At 64.6% G+C, this 21,817-nt stretch carries 9 protein-coding genes and 1 tRNA gene; 2 read left to right on the top strand and 8 right to left on the bottom strand.

What is annotated here, in order from left to right:
- Window positions 1–16: 16 nt before the first annotated feature.
- Complete coding sequence (locus SINAC_RS13560; protein WP_161625804.1) at window positions 17–2,935, bottom strand: DUF1553 domain-containing protein; 2,919 nt, start codon at window positions 2,933–2,935, stop codon at window positions 17–19.
- A 570-nt stretch (window positions 2,936–3,505) separates the two neighbouring features.
- Here SINAC_RS13560 and SINAC_RS13555 point away from each other — a divergent pair.
- A complete protein-coding gene (locus SINAC_RS13555) occupies window positions 3,506–4,354 on the top strand; it encodes a YitT family protein (RefSeq protein WP_015246211.1) in 849 nt (282 codons plus the stop codon).
- Window positions 4,355–4,526: 172 nt separating this feature from the next.
- Window positions 4,527–4,613, top strand: a tRNA-Leu gene (locus tag SINAC_RS13550).
- A gap of 1,033 nt (window positions 4,614–5,646) precedes the next feature.
- Here the strand turns inward: SINAC_RS13550 and SINAC_RS13540 are convergent.
- From SINAC_RS13540 to csb2, 7 genes are all read right to left on the bottom strand, one after another.
- Window positions 5,647–7,098 (bottom strand): Gfo/Idh/MocA family protein, encoded by a 1,452-nt coding sequence (locus SINAC_RS13540; protein ID WP_015246210.1) that lies wholly within the window; start codon window positions 7,096–7,098, stop codon window positions 5,647–5,649.
- A gap of 71 nt (window positions 7,099–7,169) precedes the next feature.
- Complete coding sequence (locus tag SINAC_RS40925) at window positions 7,170–9,215, bottom strand: alpha/beta hydrolase-fold protein (protein WP_015246209.1); 2,046 nt, start codon at window positions 9,213–9,215, stop codon at window positions 7,170–7,172.
- Window positions 9,216–9,312: 97 nt separating this feature from the next.
- On the bottom strand, window positions 9,313–13,653 hold the full coding sequence (locus tag SINAC_RS13525) for a PVC-type heme-binding CxxCH protein (RefSeq protein ID WP_015246208.1): 4,341 nt from the start codon (window positions 13,651–13,653) through the stop codon (window positions 9,313–9,315).
- Window positions 13,654–13,903: 250 nt separating this feature from the next.
- Window positions 13,904–17,122: a serine/threonine-protein kinase gene (locus SINAC_RS37975; protein ID WP_168165335.1), complete on the bottom strand. Its 3,219-nt coding sequence runs from the start codon at window positions 17,120–17,122 to the stop codon at window positions 13,904–13,906.
- A gap of 127 nt (window positions 17,123–17,249) precedes the next feature.
- Window positions 17,250–17,990, bottom strand: coding sequence for an RNA polymerase sigma factor (locus SINAC_RS13515; protein WP_015246206.1), 741 nt, complete (start codon window positions 17,988–17,990; stop codon window positions 17,250–17,252).
- A 287-nt stretch (window positions 17,991–18,277) separates the two neighbouring features.
- Window positions 18,278–19,759: a protein adenylyltransferase SelO gene (locus SINAC_RS13510; RefSeq protein WP_015246205.1), complete on the bottom strand. Its 1,482-nt coding sequence runs from the start codon at window positions 19,757–19,759 to the stop codon at window positions 18,278–18,280.
- Between the two features lie 478 nt (window positions 19,760–20,237).
- Window positions 20,238–21,812 carry a type I-G CRISPR-associated protein Csb2 gene (gene csb2, locus SINAC_RS13505; protein WP_015246204.1) on the bottom strand — a complete coding sequence of 525 codons (1,575 nt, stop codon included), beginning with the start codon at window positions 21,810–21,812 and terminating at the stop codon, window positions 20,238–20,240.
- Window positions 21,813–21,817 lie beyond the last annotated feature (5 nt).

Raw genomic sequence — 21,817 nt, 5'->3', positions numbered from 1 at the left:
CTTCCATCGACCTGGTTTAATCAATGTAGAGAAATTCATTGCTATTGAAGATCGCACGGGCAAGGACGGGCAAACCGTAGTTTTCCACAACCCGACGCGCCCGCTCTTGCTCGTCGACATTCGGCGCTCGACCGAATGCAAGCTGATAGGCCCGCTCGATTTGCCGACCGACGTTTGCGCCGGCCTCGCTCCGCAGTCGCTCCCCCATTCGATCGGCCAGTCGGAGCGTGAGGTCATTGTTCAGCAAAGCAAGGGCTTGCAAGGGGGTAATGGTGACTGCGCGGCGGGGGGCGGTCGTCGAGGGGTCAGGGCAGTCGAAGGCATCGAGAAAGAGGCTTCGCCCCCCTCGCGCCCAGGTCCGGTAGATCGTCCGACGATCGAAGTCGGGGCCGATCGCCTCGATGGGAGTGTACAGCGTCGAGGCCGCGCCGTTGACGCTGGTGACTTTGAATTCACGGTAGCCCGGGCCCCCTTGCCGAAGGTTCAGGATGCCCGAAACAGCAAGCATTGCATCGCGGACGGCCTCGGCTTCGAGCCGCAGAGGCACCTTGCGCCAGTGGAGTCGGTTACTGGCGTCGCGCTTCACGGCTTCGGGATTCAGGCGTGACGACTGGCGATAGGTCGCCGAAGTTACAATCTGGCGATGGACTTGCTTGAGGCTCCAATTCTGCGCGACCAACTCGGCGGCGAGCCAGTTGAGCAGATCGGGGTGAGAAGGCTGGCCCCCTTGGAATCCGAAATCGCTGGAGGTCTCCACCAAGCCGGAGCCGAAGTGCCCTTGCCAGAGCCGATTGACAATCACTCGCGAGAACAAGGGATTGCGCGGGTCGGTGACCCAAGCGGCGAGCCGAATGCGTCGCGCGTGGTCAATTGAGTCGGGAGTCAGCGCGAAGTCGGCCGCCGGCCCGGTTACCGCCGGCAGGCCGCCGGCCGTGATCACCTCGGCCGGCTGCGAGGCATCGCCTCGGATCAGTCGATAAACCGGCTCCGGCGGACGTGGTGAATTCGTGTAGACTTTGTGGACCTTCGTTTCAACCAACGACCAGAGTGCGTCGATTTCGGTCAGAAGCCGCGACCGTTCGGACCGGAGCTCGGGCGAGAGCCGCGCTTCGCTTGTGTCGGCCGCCCTCGGATCGCGTTCCGAACGTGCAGAACGCGCGACCTCCTCCGCCGTGAGCGCCCGATCGTACAACCGCGCACGAAGCACCTGTCCGCCGAGCGTCGTCTCGGGAGTTGGAAGACCATGCCTCAAGCCGAAGACGACCTCGGCTTGGCCTGCGGCAAAAGGATGGAGCCCCGGCGTTTTGTACGGGATCCCGTAGGGCTTGCCGTCCCGATAAGCGGAAATCGTGCCATCCTCGTCGTACACGATCGCAACATGGATCGGATGGCGGACAGCCTCAATTTCTTCGGGGCCTTGGAAACTTTTCGTCCGCGAGTAATTCTCGCTACCAGCCATCCAGCGGCGCGGTTCGCGCTCGGCGAAAACGATCGTGTCAAAGGCCTGGCCGTCGAGTGACTGTACCCCGATGACTCCCCCCCCTGACTGCTCGAGCAGGTCGAGCCTGACCCAGGCTTCGAGTGTTTTCGCCTTCAGGTCCACCGTAAGCGGAACCGTCTTGGCGAAACTCGAGGGGGGTTGCAGTCGGAGTCCGTTCCGTCCGAGCCGAGCCTCCCCGTGGAGTGCGCTCGACAAGCTGCCGACACGGTCTTGCTCATCCTGGTCGAAGTCCCAGCGTGCGATCGGATGCGGTGGAGTTGCTGGCGTCTGATCGGTGAGAGCGGATGGTGGTTGAGGCCGGGTGGGTTCGTCAATCTCAAGGACCCGGCGTTGGAGTTCGCCGATGCGTTGCCTGGCCGCTTGGACATCCGGCGCCAGTGGTGCCACATCTTGCACGCCGTGCCGCACCCCGGCCAACGAGGCGACGATCCGGTAGTAGTCGACCTGACGAATCGGGTCGAACTTATGATCATGGCAGCGAGCGCAGTGGATTGTGAGGCCGAGGAAGGTCTGGCCGACGGTGCTGACCATATCCTCGAGCTCGTCCTGACGGACGACCTTCCGCATTGCCGCACTTTGCTGGTTTTGCCCCACACTATCGAAGGCACCGGCAACCAGGAATCCGGTCGCCTCGATGGCCTGTGATTCTTTGGGCCTGAGCGCATCGCCCGCGAGTTGCAAACGTGCAAACTCGTCGTAAGGCATGTCCCGGTTGAGGGAATTGATGACCCAGTCGCGATAAGGCCAGGCTTCCGGCCTGAACTCGTCGTGCTCAAACCCGTTGCTCTCGCCGTAACGGGCGAGGTCGAGCCAGAGCCGTCCCCAACGCACTCCGTATTGGGGGGAGGCCAGGTATTGGTCGACTAGCCGTTCGTAAGCGTCCGTCCGTGGCTCGCGTACGAATGCGTCGACTTCTTCCGGAGTTGGCGGAAGCCCGAGCAGGTCGAACGAGAGTCGACGGATCAGGGTTCGCCGATCGATGGGCGGTTGCGGCGTGAGCCGCTCGGTCTCGAGCCGATGGAGAATGAAGCGATCGATGGGGTTTTCACACCAGGAGGCATCGGAGACAGCCGGGGGCGTTGGCCGAACGACGGGCTGCAAGGACCACCAGTCGAGGCCGGCGCGCTTCTCCGTCGACAATCGAAAGGCGTCGATGGGATCCCGGCCCCACTTGGCCCCGTCTGCGATCCAGCGTTTCAGCGTCGATTTCTCAGCCGGGGAGAGCTTCGTTTTCGGAGGCATCGTCCCGTCTGCCACCTGTTCCCAGAGCACGCTTTCGTCGGGTTTACCGGGGACGATGACTTCGCCGTTGGTGCCGCCTCGTAGTGAGGTCGTCCGACTCGAAAGATCCAGGCCTCCCTTGGGCTCGGGCCCAGAGTGGCAATCGAGACAGCGACGTGCCAGGATCGGCGCGACCTCTCGGTCAAAGTTCAAGGTCTCCTCGGCGTGCGCCAGGTGACCCCAAGCCCAATTCGCAGCGATTGCACATCCCAGCATCGTCAAAGTCGAGAGACGCACAGGACACCTCGAACTCGTCTATTTGGGAAGCGGCCTAAGGTCGTCGCACGAGAACCCGAAAAGGGCCGGCCATGGTATCGCTCGAGCTCTGGAGTGGAGTTCAAAACGGATTCGGTAGGAAGGTGGGTCATTCTTACAGAGATCGGACCCGATTGCATCGAAAAAAATGTGAGGTCCGTGGTTTTTATTTTGCTCGTCGAGCGACCGGGTTCAACCTCAACCCTCTGGATTACGGCTGGCTGGACTTTGGGATGGGCGAACGACCTTTTGCGAATTGCGGATTGAAAGTGAGCTGGATCGCACAGCCTGATACTTCCAGCCCCCCAACGATCTGGACGCTTGCCGCATTGCCCTGACTCTGCCGAAGCGGTTTACCTGTTTTGTGTTCGGATGTTGCCTGGATTCGACCTTTCACGGGGCAAAACAGGCCCAAATGGTGAGTGAAGTCGGTTGTCAGGTTTTCGTGATTCGGGTACGTTCTAGGCCATGAAACTTGCGAGACGTGAATTCAAGAATGCTTTGTTCATCATCGTTGGCATCCTTTCCGCAGGGATGGGCTTGCATGGATTTTTATTTTCGAGCCGCTTCATTGACGGCGGCGCCACGGGCGTCTCGATGCTGTTGGCGAAGGTGCTTCACTTTCCGCTCTCCGCCTTGATCGTGGTCATCAACCTGCCGTTCATCGCTCTCGGCTACAAGCACATCGGCCGAGCCTTCGCGATTCGGAGTTCTGCGGCGATCGTTGGTTTGGCGATCTGCCTTGCGACCATCCACTACCCCGATGTCACGTCGGACAAACTCTTGACGGCGGTTTTCGGCGGATTTTTCATTGGTGCCGGGATGGGGTTGGCCATGCGCGGGGGGGCGGTACTCGACGGCACCGACGTGGCGGCCCTCTTGATCAGCAAGAAGAGCCATTTGTTTCGAGTGGGCGATGTCATCCTCGGCCTGAACATTGTCATCTTCCTCACTGCCACCTTCTTCCTGGGGGCCGATTCGGCTCTCTATTCGATCCTGACCTACGTCTCAGCCTCGAGGACGCTCGATTTCCTGCTGCACGGCATCGAAGAGTACACCGCGATCAATATCGTCTCCGAGCAAAGCGACGCGATCCGGCAGGCGATCACCGGCATGCTGGGTCGTGGAGTCACGATCTACAAGGGGCGAAGAGGGATGACGGGGACGGACCAGGACATCCTCTTCTGCGTGGTCACCCGGCTCGAAATCGGCAAGATCATGGATATCGTCACCGAAATCGACCGCGCGGCGTTCGTGTACGTTTATCCCCTCGCCGACGTCAAAGGGGGCATCCTCAAGAAGTCGGCCCACATGTAATCGCCAGATGATCCCCGGCGAGTCCTCCGCGGCGCGGGCTTGCCAAAAAGGCGATGGCCCGGAGCATTTCTGCAAGGTGGTAGTCTCACACTTGTAAACGTGCAATCTCTCTAACTTGGGGGCCGTCGCTCTTGACGATCCAGGGGGGATCTGGTAAAAACAGTCCTGTCAGGCCGAAGTGGCGGAATTGGCAGACGCGCTAGGTTCAGGTCCTAGTGGGCTAACCATGCCCGTGGAGGTTCAAGTCCTCTCTTCGGCACTTACACAACAAGGGGTTACGTCGAAAGACGTAACCCCTTGTTCGTTTATTTGGTTCCGCCGGTCGTAATAAATCTGTAGTCCGATTCGCTCAGCGTGGCCGTAGTGTTGGGGCGAATACCCACCCCACCCGAAACGGATTATGGCGTCTCTTTATCAGCCGGACCCGAAGTCCGGAATCTGGTGCATCAGACTTTGCCAGTTCAACAAGTCGATGAAGACGAGAGACCGTGGTGGCAAGGCCGAGTCCATCCTTCGCGGTGTTGAAGACCGACTGTGGAAGCTTGAACAAGGTCTCCACTCCACCCCGCCCGATATCGATGCCGGCTTGTTCATGCTGAGCGGCTGTGCATACTCGACTTCCCTGCCTATCCTCGGAGAGTCTGTCGCCAAGCCCACGGCGCTGGGGAAAATGACAGAACTCTTCCTACGCAGCCCCTCGCATGCTCGTAAAGATAGATGGCGGAGCTGGCCGTGCGGAACGTCCTTGACAGCATAGAAGTCCCCGTCCTCGGTCGGGATTTCGATCGCGCTGCCCGAGCGGCCTGCGCCGAAGTAGGACTTGCTGCCGGGGTCCGGGACGTCGGCACCGTCGATGTTGATCCGGTAGTATTGGAACCCCTCGTCCAGGGGGTGCGTGGTGCCGACCCAGGCGCCGTTTTCGCCCTTCGTCAGGGTGATCCCGCCCCACTCGGGCACCCGCACGGACTGGGCCTGGGACGCGACGATTCGGAAGCGGGCGCGGCGCTCGGAATTGACCTGGGGATACTCCTGCCGCCCTGGTTGGAGGACGCCGGCTTAAAATCCTCCACTGCCGGCGCGGGCTGGGGTTGCGAGGTCTGCGCCAACGCGATTTGGCCGGCCAGAAGGGGCGGCACCACGAAACCCATTGACGCTGCTCCTATGACGGTGCTCCTCGGTCCTGAAACGAAGGTCGGGCCAACGGACACAAGATGATGGGGTCGCTCACCCGTTAAGGCGGGTACCGCCCCGCTGCTCGTCGCGGATGCCGGCGGGCAACGGGGACGAATCGGCTACACCGGGAGCTGCCACGGGTCGCGGCGCGGCCGGGACAGCATCTGGTTGGCCTCCTCGTCATCGAATTGATGCGAGACGGGGTCCCACTTCAGCTTCTTGCCGGTCCGCAGCGCGATCACGCCGATGTGGCAGACGATGACGGATCCGCCGCCGACCGTGGCGTTGCAAATTGGCGGCTTGCGGCTCTTGACGCAATCGACGAAGTTCTGCATCTGGTTGGTCGGGCGGCCGTCGTACACCTTCGGGTCTTCATTGAGCGGCTCCGCAAGGATCTTGGCGTCGCTGGCCAGGAGAGTACCGCGGCTGACGAAGAGGGTGCCGCTTTCGCCCAGGAAGAGGACGCCGTTCTCGTCCGGGCCGACCTGGACCGGCGTGCCTCGGTTGGGTCCGAACCGGCGTTCCGGCACCTTGCCGTCTTTATCGACCAGCTTGGAACCCAGGTCGGTGCCGCCGCCGCTCATGGCGAGAACTTTCGTGCCGTTGTCGTAGGTGTACTGCACCTGGAAGCTCGGGTGGCAGTTGTAGCCGTTGCCGCCCTTGTGGGGCTCGGACGCCTTGAGCACTTCCACGGCGATGGGACCGCTGCCGTCCTTGTTCAGGGCCCACTGCGCAATGTCCAGGTGGTGGGCGCCCCAGTCGGTCATCTTGCCGCCGGAGTAGTCGTACCACCAGCGGAACTCGTAATGGCAGTTCGACTGGTTGCCCTTCTTGCGATAGGGGACCCTTGGGGTCGGGCCGAGCCAGAGGTCCCAGTCCAGCCCCTCGGGGACGGGCGATTCGGGGAGTGGACCGCTCGTCGGGTTGCCGTTGAGGCGGCACTCGATGGTCTGGATCTTGCCGAGGCGGCCGGCGCGGACCAGCTCGACCGCCAGGCGGAACATGCCGCGGAAGTCGGTGCGCTGCTGGCTGCCGGTTTGCAAGACACGGCCGGTGTCCTTGACCACCTTCTGAACCGCCAATGATTCGGCGACAGTCAGCGTCAGCGGCTTCTCGCAGTACACGTCCTTGCCGGCCTTGAGTGCCTCGATGGCCACCTGCGCGTGCCAGTGGTCTGGCGTTGCGACGAGCACGCAATCGAGGGACTTGTTGTGAACGAGGTCGCGGAAGTCCTCGGTGGTGGCCTCGAAGTCTTTGAACCTGCGCTGGCGCATCACTTCCGTGGCGCGCGCCCGGTGGGCGGCAGCCGCGTCGCAGCCGAGGGTAAAGGTCAACTGTCCCGCATCCACAGACGGGCGCGATTCGCCCACGACCTGCAAGCTGCGGCTCTGCGGGCTGCCGATGCCGACGATGCCCATGACGAGGCGGTCGTTGGCGGACGTTTTCTTGACCGCGCCTTCCTCCTGGGCGGCCAGGAGCTGCTGGGCATACCAGGTCGGCAGCCCTGCGGCGGTGAGCGCTCCCATCGAGCGCTGGAGGAAACCCCGCCGAGATAAAACCCTGTTATCCACGTTCGACCTCCCTTGATTACTGGTACTTGACCCAGGTGAGCTGTCGACACGATTCTCAAGTAGAAGTTCTCTCAGCGAAAGAGCCGCTGGGCGAAGTAGTAGAGGTTGTTCTTCCACTCGGTGGCGTCGTGGGCGTGTCCGTCCACATGCCAGACATGCGGGATGCCTTTCTCCTGGAGGTAGGCGTGGACCCCCTGGCTGATGCGGATCAGGTTGTCCTTGTTTCCGCAGGCAATCCAGAGGAGCTTGAGTTGCTTCTTCGCCGCTTCGGGGTCCGCGATCAGATCGGCGGGCGGCTTCGTGTTCGGGGCCGACGAGAAGCCGCCGACCCAGGCGAACGTGTTGAGGTGCGCCAGGCCGAAGTTCAGCGACTGGCCGCCGCCCATTGACAGGCCGGCCAGGGCGCGATGCTCGGGGTCGGCCTGGACGGAATACTTCGATTCGATCGTGGGGATCACGTCTTCGAGGAGGTCCTTCTCGAACGCCGTGAACGCCGGGGCCGAGGCGAAGACATTCCCCTCGGCCCGATCGTTCTTCTGGGCGCGGCCGTTGGGCATGACCACGATCATCGGCAAGGCCTTCCCCTCGGCGATCAGGTTGTCGAGGAGGAGGTTCGGCTTCGCGAAGCGCTGCCATTCGGTCTCGTCGCCGCCGATGCCGTGCAGCAAGTACAGCACCGGGTACTTCTTCTCCGATGAGTAACCCGGCGGTGTGTAGACGTTCATTTTTCGCGTGGCGCCGACGGACTTCGACTCATAGGAGACCATCTCGAGCTTGCCGTGCGAGACGTCCTTCTCGTCGTCGATCCCGGCCGGGGGTTCGGGGAAGGCGGGCTTGTCGTCGGGGTTAAGGACGATTTGCTGCTGGCGCGGACGGCCGTTCCGCTGGCCCGTCAGCGCACCGGCCGGCGCGGCAGTCTGCGTGCTGGCGAACAGTAGTGGCGCGAACTCGTTGAGGCAGCGACGCCACGTGAGCCACTCGTGCGAGGTGCCCGGCGACTCGTAGTAGATATGCTTGATGCCCGCATTCCCCAGGGCTTCGTGGTAGTTCTTAACGCTCTCGTACATGCGCTGCGGCTCGGTGGTGCCGATCCCCAGCCATAACACGCGCACCTTCTTGTTGAACTCGTCAGCGTTCGCCATGACGCCGCCGTGCGCGGTTTTGGGGTCGAACGCGGTGCCCCCGAACCCGCCGCCCCCGCCACTGAATCCGCCGATGTACGCGAACTTGTCGAGGTTCTTCAGCGTGATCTGGAACGTTTGCATCCCGCCCATCGAGAGGCCCGCCATCGCGCGGCTCTCGCGATCAGGGATCGTGCGATAGGTCGTGTCGATCATCGGGATCAGGTCCTTGATCATCACGTCCTCGAACGCGCTGAACATCCGGCTGAAGTCCGGTCGCGGCGGGTTCTGGCCCGGCTGGCCCGGACGCGGCGGGGCGGTCGGCGCGGCGGGTTCGCCGGGGCGGCGAGCGTAGCCCTGCTCCATCACGACGATCATCGGCTTCGCCTTCTTCTCGGCAATCAGGTTGTCGAGGACGAAGCTCATGCGACCCTGGCGGGGCCAGCCCGTCTCATCCTCACCGCCGCCGTGCTGGAGGTAGAGGACGGGATAGCGCGTCTCGCGATCGTTATCATAACCGGGCGGCGTGTAGACGAAGATGCGGCGCCAGGCCTCGGTCGTCTTCGAGAAGTACCAGCGTTCGCGGACCTCGCCGTGCGGCACGTCCTTTGGCTGGTAATAGTCGACGCCTTTCTCGGGCACCTCGATCGCACCGGTGTCCTTGCCCGTACCGTAGAACGTCTGGCTCGCCGGGTCGTTCACCTGGACGCCGTCGATCCACATCCGGTAGTAGTGGAAGCCAGGGACGACGGGATTCGTCGTCGTGGCGGTCCAGAAGCCGTCCTGGTTTTTCGTCGCCGTATACCGCGTGTTGTCGAAAAACCCGAATTCGACCTTCTGCGCATCCGGGGCCTTGATGCGAAAGGTGATGCGCAGATCGTCGTGGACTCGCGGGTACTCCGCTCCCCGGATGTTCGTTGACGCGGGGGTGCCCTCGGGCGGTTCCGAGTCCTGAAACGCTGCGAGAAGCAGACCGACGAGCCACAAGGCGTTCATCGCATGGTCTCCCTTCAGGGCGAGATCGGGACGACATCGAACAGAGTCAATTTTCACGAGGAGAGGAACGTCTCAATACCACTTACCAGCAGGTCGTTCACTCGAAGCCCTCGATCGTCGCCGCGAGGACGATCGGGGCCGAGCGATCGCTGCCCTTCACCAGCTCGATGCGGGCGATCGTCTGCTGCTTCTGCGGGACGACCGTCAAGTAGCGGACCTGCTGCCCCCCGAGCTTGTACGCGAGCTTCGAGCCCGGCACGTCCTTCGCGCCGTTCACGTCGGCGAAGTGGACGCCGTTCTTCAGCTCGTGCGCCTCGGTCGAGCCGTCCTCATACGTAATTCGGACGATCAACGAGACGGACCCCTCGCGCCCGGCGGGGAACCCGAAGATCGACACGCCGCTGAGGAGGTGGATCGCCCGGGCCGTCGCGTTGACGGGCAGGCTCACCTCCTTCGGCATCCTGGGCGGGATCGTCCCGAACGTGCTTTGCAGCATGACGGCGTTCGGGACACGGTCCCCCTGCGGATCGACCAGGGCGAACGGCACGCCGTCGACGACCTTCGGGCCCCAGTCCTCGAAAACGAGGCGCGTGGGGTTCGGCATGGCCTCCGAGACGAGCGGCTTGGTCGTCGTCACCGTCGCCACCTTGCGGAGGTCGAGCAGCAGATACTTCCCCTTCTGGACGAGGAATTGCAGGAGGTCGGCCAGCCCTTCGGCCGGGATCGTCTTCTCGAACCCCTCGGGCATGAGCGACTTCTGTGAGGAGGCGAGTTCTTCGATGTCGTCGCGGAGGATGGTCAGCTTCTTCCCCTCGGCGTCAAGCAGCTCGATGGACGTCTTCGTCTCGCCCGCGAGCAGGCCGTTGGTCACGCGGCCGTCGGTCGTCGAGACGGTGTACTGGAGGAAGTTCCCCTCGACCGATCGGCTGGGGTCGAGGATGTGGACGATCAGCTCGCTCTTCGGGTGCGCCGCCATACCGGTGAGATCCGGGCCGACCTTTCCGCCCTCGCCGGAGTGTGTGTGGCACTTGGCGCATTCCTTCTTGAAGACCTCCTTGCCGCGCGAGGCGTCGCCGCCCTTGAGCATGACCGCAGACAGCGCCTGGATGACCTTTTCGCGATCGGGGTTGGGCAGGCCGTCGCCCTTGGCTAGCAAAGCCCTCGCCCGGTCGGCGATGGATTTGTCCGGGTGCGCCGCGAGGGCCTGCGACTGCGAAAGGGTCAGCAGCGACATCGGCACCTTGCCGGCCTCGATACCACCGACGAGCGAGCCCGTCCAGTCCGTCTTGCCCAGCAGCGCGAGTGCCACGGCCTGCCGCGCGGCCGGCGTCATCGGCCCCATCGAGTCGACGAGAGCCGTCCCCACCTCGGGCGAGTCGCTACGTGAAACGGCACCGATCAGCCCGCTCGCCACTTCGGGCGGAGACTTCGCCGTCACCAGCGCGATGATGTCACGCGCGGCCTGCGCGTCGTCCTTGCGGAGGTCGACGAGTTGCCTCGCGGCGTTGATGCGGGCGGAATCGCTTTTCGCCGAGTCAGCCGCGACGGTGAGGAGGTCCTTCGCGAGCTGGGCGACGTAGCCGTCGAGGCCCTTCAATCCCCATCGCGAGGCGAGCCCCAGCATCTGGCCGCGCGAGTCGGTCGCGAGCTTCGGCAGGAGCGCGGCGATCGCCTTCTCGGCCTCGGCGTCAAGCTCGGGGGCCTTGTCCCTCGGCCAGCCCTTGGCGAAGCCGGCGACCATGGCCTCGCGGACCTTCGCGTCGGCTTCGGGAAGCTGGCGGAGGATCTCGCCGAGCACGGGATTCCCGGCACTGCGCGCGTAGTGCTCCGACACGCGCGACACGACGGAGACGGCCTCGGGGCTCGGCCCTTTCGGCGTCTTGCGAATCGCGGCGTTCAAGAGGAAGGCCGAGGCGTCCTGCGCCCCGGCCGCGGCCGCGGCATCGGAGAGCCAGCGGTCGTTGTCGACCGATCCATTGAACACGGCCGATGCGACGGCGACTGACTTCGACTCATCCGAGCCCGCATCGGCCAGCGCCAGAAGGGCGGCGAGGCGGACCAGCTTTTCGTCGTCCTTCAAGAGCTCGTACTTCACGACGAGCGGGGCCGCGACGTTCGGCGGGAACGCCAGCGCCGCATTCCGCCGAACGGATGCCGACGGATGTGTGAACGCCGCCTTCTGCACGCCGGCGAGCGACGGCCCGTCGCCATCGAGAACGCCGAGTCCGCTCGCCGCCCAAAGGGCATGGATCACGGCCGGCGTGAGGCCTAGGGCGTCTTGCGACCGATCCTGCTCGATAATCGTCAACAAGTCATCCTTGACGTCCGTCTTGCCGCGCTCGACGAGCAGGCGCTGAGCATGCAGCCGCCAGAACATGTTGTCGTTCTTCAGCGCGGCGACCAGGCCTTTCGGATCATCCTTCGACAGCTTCGGTTGATCCGATGGCTTCCCGTCCTTCGCGACGATGCGATAGATGCGGCCATGCGTCTTGTCGCGCAGGGGAATTTCGTAGGCTCCGCCCTTGCCCGTCTTGTATCCCTCGGGCGTTGGGTTGTGCTGGACGATGAAGTTGTACCAATCGACCATCCAGACCTGCCCATCGGGTCCGACCTCGGCGATGATCGGCGACGTCCATTCATCGTCGCTGGCCACGAGGTTCCAGGCGTTGTGCGAGCGGAAATCGGTGCCGTCCTGGTGCAGCGTGAACGCGGAGACGAGGTGGCCGGTCGGCTCGGCGACGAACGCTGTGCGATTCCAGTAGGGCTTCGGGAACGCGCGGGCGGTGTAGAGCGCCGATCCGGCCCCGGCGGTGAAGCCGCCGTGCCAGTCGACCTGGCGGACGTTCTCGGTGACCGGGAAGAACCGATTCGAATCGGCCATGTTCGCGAGCACGGCCGGGGCCATCCCCTTCACCGACTCGTAATATCGGTTCGGGATCGGCATGTAGACGCTCGGGCAGCCGTTGGCCGTCGAGCCGAACAAGAGGCCTTCCTCGCTGATGCCGACGCCCCACGAGTTGTTGTTCGTCGAGCGGAGGAATTCGAGCTTCGATCCGTCCGGCTTGAACCGGAAGAACCCCTGGCGGAAGTTCAGTCGCTCGCCGCCCACGTCGCCCGTGAAACCGGCGTAGCCGATGATCGCGTAGATCCAGTTGTCCAGCCCGAACCGCAGGTTCGACGGCCCGGCGTGGGTGTCGTTCGTCTTGAAGCCGGTGAACAGGACCTCGCGCTCGTCGGCCTTGCCGTCGCCGTCCGTATCGCGAAGGAACAGCATGTCGGGGGCCTGCGCCACGATCAGTCCGCCGTTGGCGTAGCAAAGTGAGGTGGGGATGCTCAGGTTTTCGGCGAAGATGGTCTTCGTGTCGGCCCGGCCGTCTCCGTCAGTGTCCTCGACGATGGAGATCCGGTCGCGACCCTGCCCTTTCGGTTGCATCTCGTTGGGGTAGTCAACCGTTTCGGCCACGTACAGGCGGCCCTTGTGGTCCCAGGTCATGCTAATCGGCTTGCCGATCTGCGGCTCCGAGACGAACAGCTTCGCCTCGAATCCCTCCGGCGAGGCCAGATGCTTGATGGACTCCTCGGGCGTAAGCGGCTTCTGCATCCTGCGGATCGGCTCGCCCAACGTGCCCCAGCGAGCGCCCTGCGTGTACAGCGGGATCTCGGCCTTCTCGTGCTCGAACGGCTTAAGTCCCTTCGGGACGCGTGGGCGCGAGTCGGACACCCCTCCCTTGTTCGCGGCCCAGCGGATGCCGCGCTCCACGAGATCGTGGAACCCCGGGTGGCCCCAGGTGCGGGCATCGTGGCCGTAGGCGGTGTAGAAGACACGCCCCTTGCCCTGCGTGCGGACCCACGTCCATGGCTCTGAGCCGGTCTGATCGTCGCGGGTCTGGAGGAGTTGGCGGTCCTTTGTGTTGTGCTTCGTGTGGACGTATGTCTCGTCCCAGGTGCGGAACGGTTCTAGGCCCTTGATGATCGCGTGATCGGGGTCGGCGACTGTCGTCTCGAACTGGCCGGTGCCGTGCTTCAGGAACTGAGCGCCCACCAAAGCGATGTACCCGGGCGAGTTCAGGAAGCAGAACGAGGCGCAGTGCAGAGGGACGAATCCGCCGCCGCCCGAGACGTAGTCCAGCAGGGCCTTCTCCTGTTCCTTGCTGATCTGCGTCGTGTTCGCGTAGATAGCCAGCGCATCATACTTGCCGAGGTTCTGGGGGTTGAGGTCCGAGGTCTTGTCGGTGTAGGTCAGCTCGATCCCGCGCCCCGCCAGGACGGGGGCGAGTTGCTCGAATCGCTCGAATGGCCGATGCGGGCCGCGGTCCCCCAGGAACAGCACGGCCAGAGGTTTTCCCTTCGTAGAGGCTGGATCGACGGCGTGGACGTTGGCGCTGAAGAGCCCGAGCGCAAGGAACGAAAGGGCGGCCAGGCGGGTTCGGAGCCTCATCGATCGGATTCCCTCGCGATGCGAGCCGGCCGGCGGAGTCTCGGACGGACGCCCGTCCCACGTCGGCGAAATTTGCGCAAACCGGATGCTTCCCCAGCCTAGGATTGACGGCCTTTCTAGGGACTTCCGGCCAGGTGCCGCCTCTCGGTGCGGTAGCGTCCTTGACCCGAACAGTTCACACCACGACCTCGAAGACGCGCGGCCTCTGGATAACCTGTTGGGAAATCCGCCCCGAAAGTTACACCGACCGTCAGAAGTTTCGTTCAGGCTCGGACCGGCGGGTTGCAGGGACTGGGTTCGCCGAGCGTACCGCCTGGACGCTGTCCCAGAACCCGCGCAGGGAACGCCGCTCCGCTTCGGGGAGCGCCAAGAGGGCCGGTTCATCGCGAATGGACGCCAGCGCCGGATCCACCTGCCACCGGCTGAGCCGTCGGGCGACGCCAGCTCGCTGCGGGGCCGTACCCGAGTTCACGATCGCCGTCGAGGCCGCAAGGTCGGCACGCAGCCATTCGACCGCCTGGCGACGCCACTTCGCCCGCGACTCGGCCCCCGATTCCGCGAGTTCCCGAACGCCCTCGGTTGCTGCGCGGGCCGCTGCGCGAGCGGCCTGGAAGCGATTCATGGCGACCAGATCCGCCGCGAGATCGGGAGACGCGGCGAACGCTTCGGTCCAGAGACGGGCCGCCGCCTCGGGCCGGTCTCGGGCGAAGGCCAGTCGGGCGAACGCCGCGGCCTCCTCGGGGCTCGCCGGTGCCTCGCACCCCTTCATCACAGCGGGAAGACGCGGTTCGAGGGCGACGAGCTTCTCCCCTCGCGTTGCCAACATATCGGGCGTTATGAAGGGGTCCGGTGGCGGCCCCGGCCCGATTCGGGCCAACGCTTCGAGCGCCGCATGCGGCTCGCCCGCCTCGATCAGCGCCCGGCCGAGGAAGAGATGTGACGAGGAAATCCGGGGATCGAGTCGCACAGCCTCGCGGAATTCGGCCACCGCCTCTCCCAGACGACCGGCCGATTGCAGGGCGTGAGCCAGCGCCTTGTGCGCCACACCCATCGTGGGAAACAGGTGGACGGCCTCGCCCTGCTCCCGGATGGCGGCGTCCCAGTCGCCGCGATCCGAAAAGGCCAGCGCGATCTGATCCCGAACCATCCAGTCGTTTGGCTTCAGCCGTTTCGCCTCGGAGAATTCGGCGTGGGCCTCGGACGACTCTCCCCGCGCGAACAGCGCCGAACCGAGCGCGACGTGCGAGAGTGGGTCCTCGGGCCGAAGCCGGGTCCACTGGCGAAACAGGTCGGTGGCCTCGGCGGGTTGACCACTCTGCAGGATCGCTCGGCCCAGCCCGCTCAGGGCCAGGGGGCTCTGGGGCCTCACGCCCGCTGCGACGGCGTAGAAGCGAACCGCCTCCTCGGGACGATTCGCGGTCATCAACTCGCGGCCCAAGTCGGCGTTCACCCAGAAGTCGTCGCGATGCGAGGCCTGGGCCCGTTGGAGCAGAGCGATCGCCGTGTCGCGTCTCCCGAAGATTGCAAGCGAGGTCGCTAGCCTGGTGACGCTCGTGACGGGGAGATGTTCCACATCCGCGGTGGCCGCGAGTCGCTCCAGCACTTCGAGCCGACGGGCCGGACCGCCTCCCATGCGTCCGACCGTGTCGCGCAGGCGGTTCCTCCACGCGTCGGGATCTGCGGCCCTCGCCACTGCGGCAAGACGATCGGCACCGGCCGGGTCGTGCAGCACCCGACCGCGGCGCAGGATCGCCCACTGATCGAGGGCACTCGCAAGTTCCGGGGCGACCGGGCTCGCCGCCAGCAAGCGGCCTGCGGCCGAAGGATCGAGCGAATCGACGTCGACGCCGTAGGCGCGTAACGCGGCTGCGTAGTCGGAGTCGGCCTTCCGCTCGTCGCTGTGCTCGCCGAAGTCGTTGAGGACCCCCGCCAAACGTTCGACGATGCGGCGGTCCTTGTCGACGGCCTCGATCGCCTCGCGTTCGCGCATGAGTTCGTCGAGAAACTGGCGGACGCGTTCCTTCTGCTCGAGGCTCGCGTCATTGCCCGTGAGGAGCGTCTCCGCGCGACGGGCGGCCTCAATGGCCTCGACCCAGAGGATCGGGTCCCTTCCCGCGTTGATCGCCTTCCCGCGCTTCTTCGCTGAGTCGACAAGCGTCGCGTTGACCGCGGCCTCCACCGCCCCAAAACGTTGTCGCCGTTCGCGGTCCATCCAAGCCCAACCGGCCGCGCCGATGGAGCCTGTGATGAACACCGAGGCTGCCAAGGCCAACGTCAATTGACGGCGACGACGCTCGCCCGCGGCATGCGCCTCGGCCCGCACCTTCGCCAGTTCGGCATCCCGCAATCGCCCTTCCACGCCGCGCAAGTACGCGGTCAGTCCCAGCACGACCACGCCCGCGTCGCGGGGACGGTGTTTCGGCGCAATGGCCAGGCACGCTCGGGCCAGCGCCACGAGCTCGGCGTCGGCACCGCAGGCGTCGAGCCGCAGGCAGGCTTCCGCGAGATCGGCCCTCTCGGCCTTACGGTAAACCTCAGATGCGGTCTCGCCCACGAACGCCGGCTGGCCGGTCAGGATGTCACACAGGATGGAACCGAGGGCGAACACGTCGGCCCGCTCGTCGAGCGTGTCCATCGCCCCGCGAGCCTGCTCCGGGGCCATGTACGAGGGAGTGCCGAGGACGGAACCCGGGTGCGATTCCAACATCTCGGAACCATCTCGCCAGGTTCGAATGGCCGATGCGTCATCGCCGTCGGAGACGGCCCGTTCGTCGTCGGCCGTGCCGCCCTGATTGAGCACCTTCGCGAGGCCCCAGTCCATCACCTGGACCTCGCCGAAGCTACCCACCATCACATTTGACGGCTTGAGATCGCGATGAATCACGCCCTTCGAATGGGCGTAGGCCACGGTTTGGCAGACCTGCTCAAAGATGGCGAGGAAGCGGGTGCGTTCGTCGCCGGGGCTTTGTCTCGCCGCCATCAAGGCCGCCAGTGTGCGCCCCCGAACCAGCTTCATCGCGATGAACATCCGGCCATCGGGCAGACGCCCCAGCTCATGCACCGGGACGATCCCCGGGTGCTGGAGCTGCCCGCCGATCTGCGCCTCCTCGACGAATCGCCGGACCAACTCGGGATGGTCACGGTGTTCCTCGCGCATCACCTTGACGGCCAGGTCGCGGCCGAGGTAGAGGTCGCGGCCCTGAAAGATTGCTCCCATGCCCCCGCGCGCCAGCTCACCCACGAGCTGATATCGCGTGGAAGGGTCGGGACGCCCGTAGCCTCCCACCGAAGCGGGCCGGATCAGTGGAGCGTCATCGGACGATTCGCGGAGGTGGACTCGCGCCATCGCGGTCCCGAAGGGAGCGGCCTCCTCCTCATGCGATCCGGATGCGTTCGGATCGAGCGAGAACGCGGCCCCGAGGCGAAGAAGGCACCGGGGACAGAGCCCCGCCGGGGAGTTGCTCGGCAAACGTTCTCCGCAGTCGGGACACGTTTCGACCCCACTCATCGCACCCGCCCCGCTCCCGTTCGACACTGAAAGCCGCCTTGTCTTGATTAGGTAAATGATCGCGAGCGTTACACCCCCCCGCGCGGGCTCAGCCCTCCAGGGCGGCGAAGAGGGCCTGGATCTCGTCGTCGACCTGGGCGGCGTCCCCGACGGTCGCAGCGATTTCCTCACGGAGCAGGAGGCCGTAGCGGCGCCGGAGGCGGTGGACCGCGACGCGGATATTCCCTTCGGTGGTCCCCAGCCGCCGGGCGATCTCAGGATAAGGGCATGACGCGGGGTCTCGCGTCAGCACGGTGATTAGTACCTCGAACTTGTCCGACCGGCCTGAGTCGTCGTACTCGCGGCGGAGCCGGTCGACGACACGGCCGAGAAGGGTCAGGGCCCAGGTCCTGTCGAAGATCCGCTCTGCGGTCATCTCGTGGGTGGGTTCGAGGCCGTACCGGCGCTCGGCATCGAGGGGGTCGATGGCGAGCGGCAGGCGGCCCCCGCCACGCTTGGCCGCGTGATCCCGGTCGCGATCGCCCGCCAGGTGCCGAGCGCACACGGTGCGCAGGAAGGCGCGGAAGCGGCCCCGGGCCGGGTCCGCCCTCGCGATCAAGTCGCGTTCCAGGACGTAGGCGAAGAAATCCTGAGTTCGGTCCTGCGCCTGCTCAGGCGAGAATCCGCGGTTACGGACGAAGGCGTAGATGGGGTACCAGTACGCCTGGCACAGCATCGACAGAGCCTCCAAGCCTTCCCCATCTTCGCGGTTGGCCGCCGTGGCGACGCGGCTCCATTGCGTGGTAGGGAAGCGGCCCGGGGCGCGGCTCTCGGGTTGGAGTTGCGGCATTATCGCCCCCCTGGGGCCGAACGTGTGAGACGGGATCTGCGGGAAAACTCCAACCGATTGTCGCATCGGAACGCAGCGATGACGAGAGTCTGGAGTCGCCCGAGGAAGCCGTCGTAGCTCAAGCTCACACCGATCGGCTGGTCCCGACGTGTTCGCTCCCGTGAGTCGCTGCCCTGCAGGGCTCATCCCAAGCCTTGCGGGCCGGGGCACTTCGTGGCCGATCTATCCGCTTCGGTGAAGTCGGCCGACGCATCCGGGAAGTCACTCTGCGGCTCGAGGCGGCTGTACTACGTCCCGCAGAACGTGCGGTAGCCGTACTCGTTGGCGGGCGGATCCCGGTATTCGGTCTGCTCTTCCCTCGATTCGTAAGGGGATGCCAACGCCTCATGCAGCCGGTGCAGCACTGACAGGTCGTCGCGCTCCTCGGCGGCCGATAGCGCCTCCTCTACCCGATGGTTCCTCGGGATGGCTGTCGGGTTAACGGACTTCATCAGGTTGTAGGAGACGCCGTTCTGCAGGCCGTCCCGTCCGAGCCGCTTCTGCCACCGGTCGTGCCAGGCTTGAAACTCGGGCTCTCGATACCGGTCACCGGCGGGTAAACCCTCCGACGACAGGTCACGGAACGTGTTCGTGAAGTCGGCCCGGGACTTCCGCATCCAGTCGAGCAGAGCTTGGATCAGCTCGACGTCCCCAGCCTCGTCCGTCTGGAGCCCCAGCTTCTTCCGCATGCCGGCGAGCCAATACCGCTCGAACTCGGCGGGGAAGTTTTCCAGCACCTCCGTGGCGATCGCAACCGCCTTCTCCGGCTCTGGATCGAGCAGCGGCAATAGGGTCTCGGCGAATCGGGCCAGGTTCCACTGCATAATGTTGGGCTGGTTGCCGTAGGCATACCGGCCGCCGTGGTCGATTGAGCTGAACACTGTCCCGGGGTCGTAGGCGTTCATGAACGCACACGGGCCGTAGTCGATTGTCTCCCCGGAGATCGCTACGTTATCGGTGTTCATAACCCCGTGGATGAATCCGACGTGTTGCCACCGGGCGACGAGTGAGGCTTGGCGGTCCGTCACGGCACGGAAGAAATCCAGATACTTTCCCGGGGCGTCAATCAGTTCCGGGAAATGGCGGGCGATGGCGTAGTCGGTAAGCGCTCGAAGGGTGGCTTCGTCCCGGCGGGCCGCGTATTCGAACGTGCCGACCCGGATGTGGCTTGCGGCCACGCGGGTCAGAACCGCTCCTCGTCGGATCGACTCCCGGTACACCGGCTCGCCGGTGGTGACAACCGCGAGGCTCCGCGTGGTGGGAATTCCAAGCGCGGCCATGGCTTCGCTGATGACGTATTCGCGGAGCATCGGCCCGAGGGCGGCACGGCCGTCGCCGCCGCGAGAGAATCGTGTCCGCCCCGACCCCTTCAACTGGATGTCCACGTGTCGCCCGGAAGGCGTCCGGTGCTCACCCAGCAAGACGGCACGACCATCGCCGAGCATCGTGAAACCGCCGTACTGGTGCCCCGCGTAGGCCTGTGCGATCGGTTGAGAACCGACCGGCAGGTCTTGGCCCGCGAATAGGGCCGCGGCGGCCTTCAGCGGGATGGCTCTGAGATTGAGGCCGAGTTTATCCGCAAGGCTGTGGTTTAGGATCGCCACCTGTGGTTTCCGCACCGCAACCGGGTTTGCCGGGTCGAAGAGAACGTCCGGCAGCCGAGCGTAGGTGTTGTCGAATCGCCAGCCTACCGAGTCAGAATCCGTACCCGATGCGGTTGGAGTGACCATCCCGTTCCTCTAACGATGCTTTCAAAAATCCAATTATACCCGTCGGGACAGGTAGAAGGCCCAGTTCTTCGCTACCCACACCTCGGTTTCGCCGACCTCGACTAAATCAGCGCCTCGGCGGCATACCGGGCCGGATTGAGGTGGACCCCATTGTCTAGAACAAAAACGGCGAGACGTCGCGACTCTCCTATCAGGCCGTCGTGGCGCTGATTCTCCGATAAACCGTTTCCGGAATACTTTGCAGAAAATGCAAATGTTTTTATGTTTTTATGTCATCCGGAGCCGCTCGACGAACACTGGCCATGGCCTCGAGGTGGAGGCCTGGCGGGGGGATCTCCTCCGGGTTGAGTTGGCCTGGATCCTCGTCGGGAATCGGTCAGGCGGATTCGGGGACAAGGCGGGGAATTGGTTGAGATGAAGTCGGCGGCGACGGAGGCCAAAGCATGGCTTTGCCGCCCCGACTTCCCTTTCGGGTTGATTAGGTCGGCGGGAGGGGGAGAAAGAGGCCGAGGCCGAAGTGGCAGGAGTGTCCGAGGGCGATCGGGCCTGAGACCGGGTGCGGGAAGCGGATGCGGAAACCGCCTCGCGAACGACGCTCGCCATCACCACCTTCTTTGAGGCGGCTCAGGTAAAATTCCAAGGGGCGGATGTGTCGAGGCCCGATCTCGCGTCGGTCCAAAGGCTCGATCTCGACGTCGCCGAACTTATCCGGGTCGAGCTCGGCGCGATGTTCCAATTCTTCTTTGAGCACTTCACGAACAAAGGCGGCGTGGCCGTCGGGGCCTTGGGTCCACTCGAGCGGGTCGCGCTTGCGGCCTCTGCGTTTCAGGTGGCGGGTGACGACAAACGGCGTCGCGGATTCCCATGTCATCGCTGGGCCCAAAAGTCGAGAGCGGGCGAAGTCTTCGGGCACGCCTCGGCCGACGACTACGAGCGACAGATCGTGATCGCCGTATCGGAGCCGACGGAGAAGGTCGACGGCTTGGAGTTCCAAGGGACTTAAACCCATGGGAGCGTATACGGCGACATGGTCGATTGCGCCGTCGTCGTCCTCATCCACGGGGAGGAAGTAGGCGTGGCGGTGCCCGGTCAACGGCCGGCGATCCTCGTCCTTTCCCCAGAATGCCGGGGCGATCGTCGGGAGGTCGGCGACCGCAAGCCGTGGGTCCTTGGGGCTATAGAGCCATTTGCAACGGCTCAAAAGCTGCACTCGCACTTGCTCGGCAAGGCGGATGGTCTCAGTAACGAGGGGTAAGACAGGGCCGTCGAGAGCGAACCGGACGAAGGTCGGCGGCAGGCGGTTGGGGACAGTGGCTCGCGGATTCGGTTCGGGATGAGTGGGACGGATCGAGTAGTTCACCCATTTCGCTCCGGGCACTTGAGGCCATTGCCGATCGTGAATCGTTTGAGTGTCGAGGCAGAGATGCCATCGCGGGGAATCGAAGAGGAGATCGCCCGGCTTGAGCCCCTTTTTGACCATTTTGAGGGTATGAGCGGGATAATGCTCGCTTCCGAATGCGGTGGCTGGGTCGGGGCAGAACACGGCGATCGGGTTGGGGGTGGACGCCTTGGCAGGGAGGCAATTCCAACGGTCGGGCATGGAGGCCGACAATTCGACCTGGGCCCAACTCTCCGCACGGCCGAGAGATGTCATGTTTGCGACGAGCTGCGTGAGTACGGTCAGGTCGCTGGGGGGTAGCTCGGCGTCTGGCCAGCCGATCACGAGTGGCTCGTCGCGGTTGATGGCGACGAACGTGTCGAAGACCAGGGTGCGCTCGTCCGGTCCGGTCTTCCCTCGTGGCATGTAGTGCCGTGTATGGGCGACCTGAGAGGCCGGGAGCTGGAAGCTCGGTGGGGGGAGGAGTTGTTCGAGCACGCGTCTGACCTGCGATTCCGAGAGTTCCGGGCAGGTCCGCTTCCAGACGGCGACGAGAGCCCGCAAGAGTCGCCAGGGAGCTGGCGGCCACTCCGGGACTCCTTCGTTGACGTGGCGGCCCCAGGGGGTCGCATGGTATCGGCCGGCAGGGAGGTTCAGTCTTAAGGTGACTGGCATCGGTG

This window comes from Singulisphaera acidiphila DSM 18658, from assembly GCF_000242455.2.
Classification (GTDB): domain Bacteria; phylum Planctomycetota; class Planctomycetia; order Isosphaerales; family Isosphaeraceae; genus Singulisphaera; species Singulisphaera acidiphila.
Note: the sequence above shows the minus strand (reverse complement) of the source record. Positions and strands in the feature narration are given on the sequence as shown.

Bases quoted from the DNA above. Each gene is read 5' to 3' on its own strand.
- SINAC_RS13555 (WP_015246211.1), top strand. From the start codon at position 3,506: ATGAAACTTGCGAGACGTGAATTCAAGAATGCTTTGTTCATCATCGTT.
- SINAC_RS40925 (WP_015246209.1), bottom strand. From the start codon at position 9,215: ATGAACGCCTTGTGGCTCGTCGGTCTGCTTCTCGCAGCGTTTCAGGAC.
- SINAC_RS13525 (WP_015246208.1), bottom strand. From the start codon at position 13,653: ATGAGGCTCCGAACCCGCCTGGCCGCCCTTTCGTTCCTTGCGCTCGGG.
- SINAC_RS13515 (WP_015246206.1), bottom strand. From the start codon at position 17,990: ATGCCGCAACTCCAACCCGAGAGCCGCGCCCCGGGCCGCTTCCCTACC.
- SINAC_RS13510 (WP_015246205.1), bottom strand. From the start codon at position 19,759: ATGGTCACTCCAACCGCATCGGGTACGGATTCTGACTCGGTAGGCTGG.
- csb2 (WP_015246204.1), bottom strand. From the start codon at position 21,812: ATGCCAGTCACCTTAAGACTGAACCTCCCTGCCGGCCGATACCATGCG.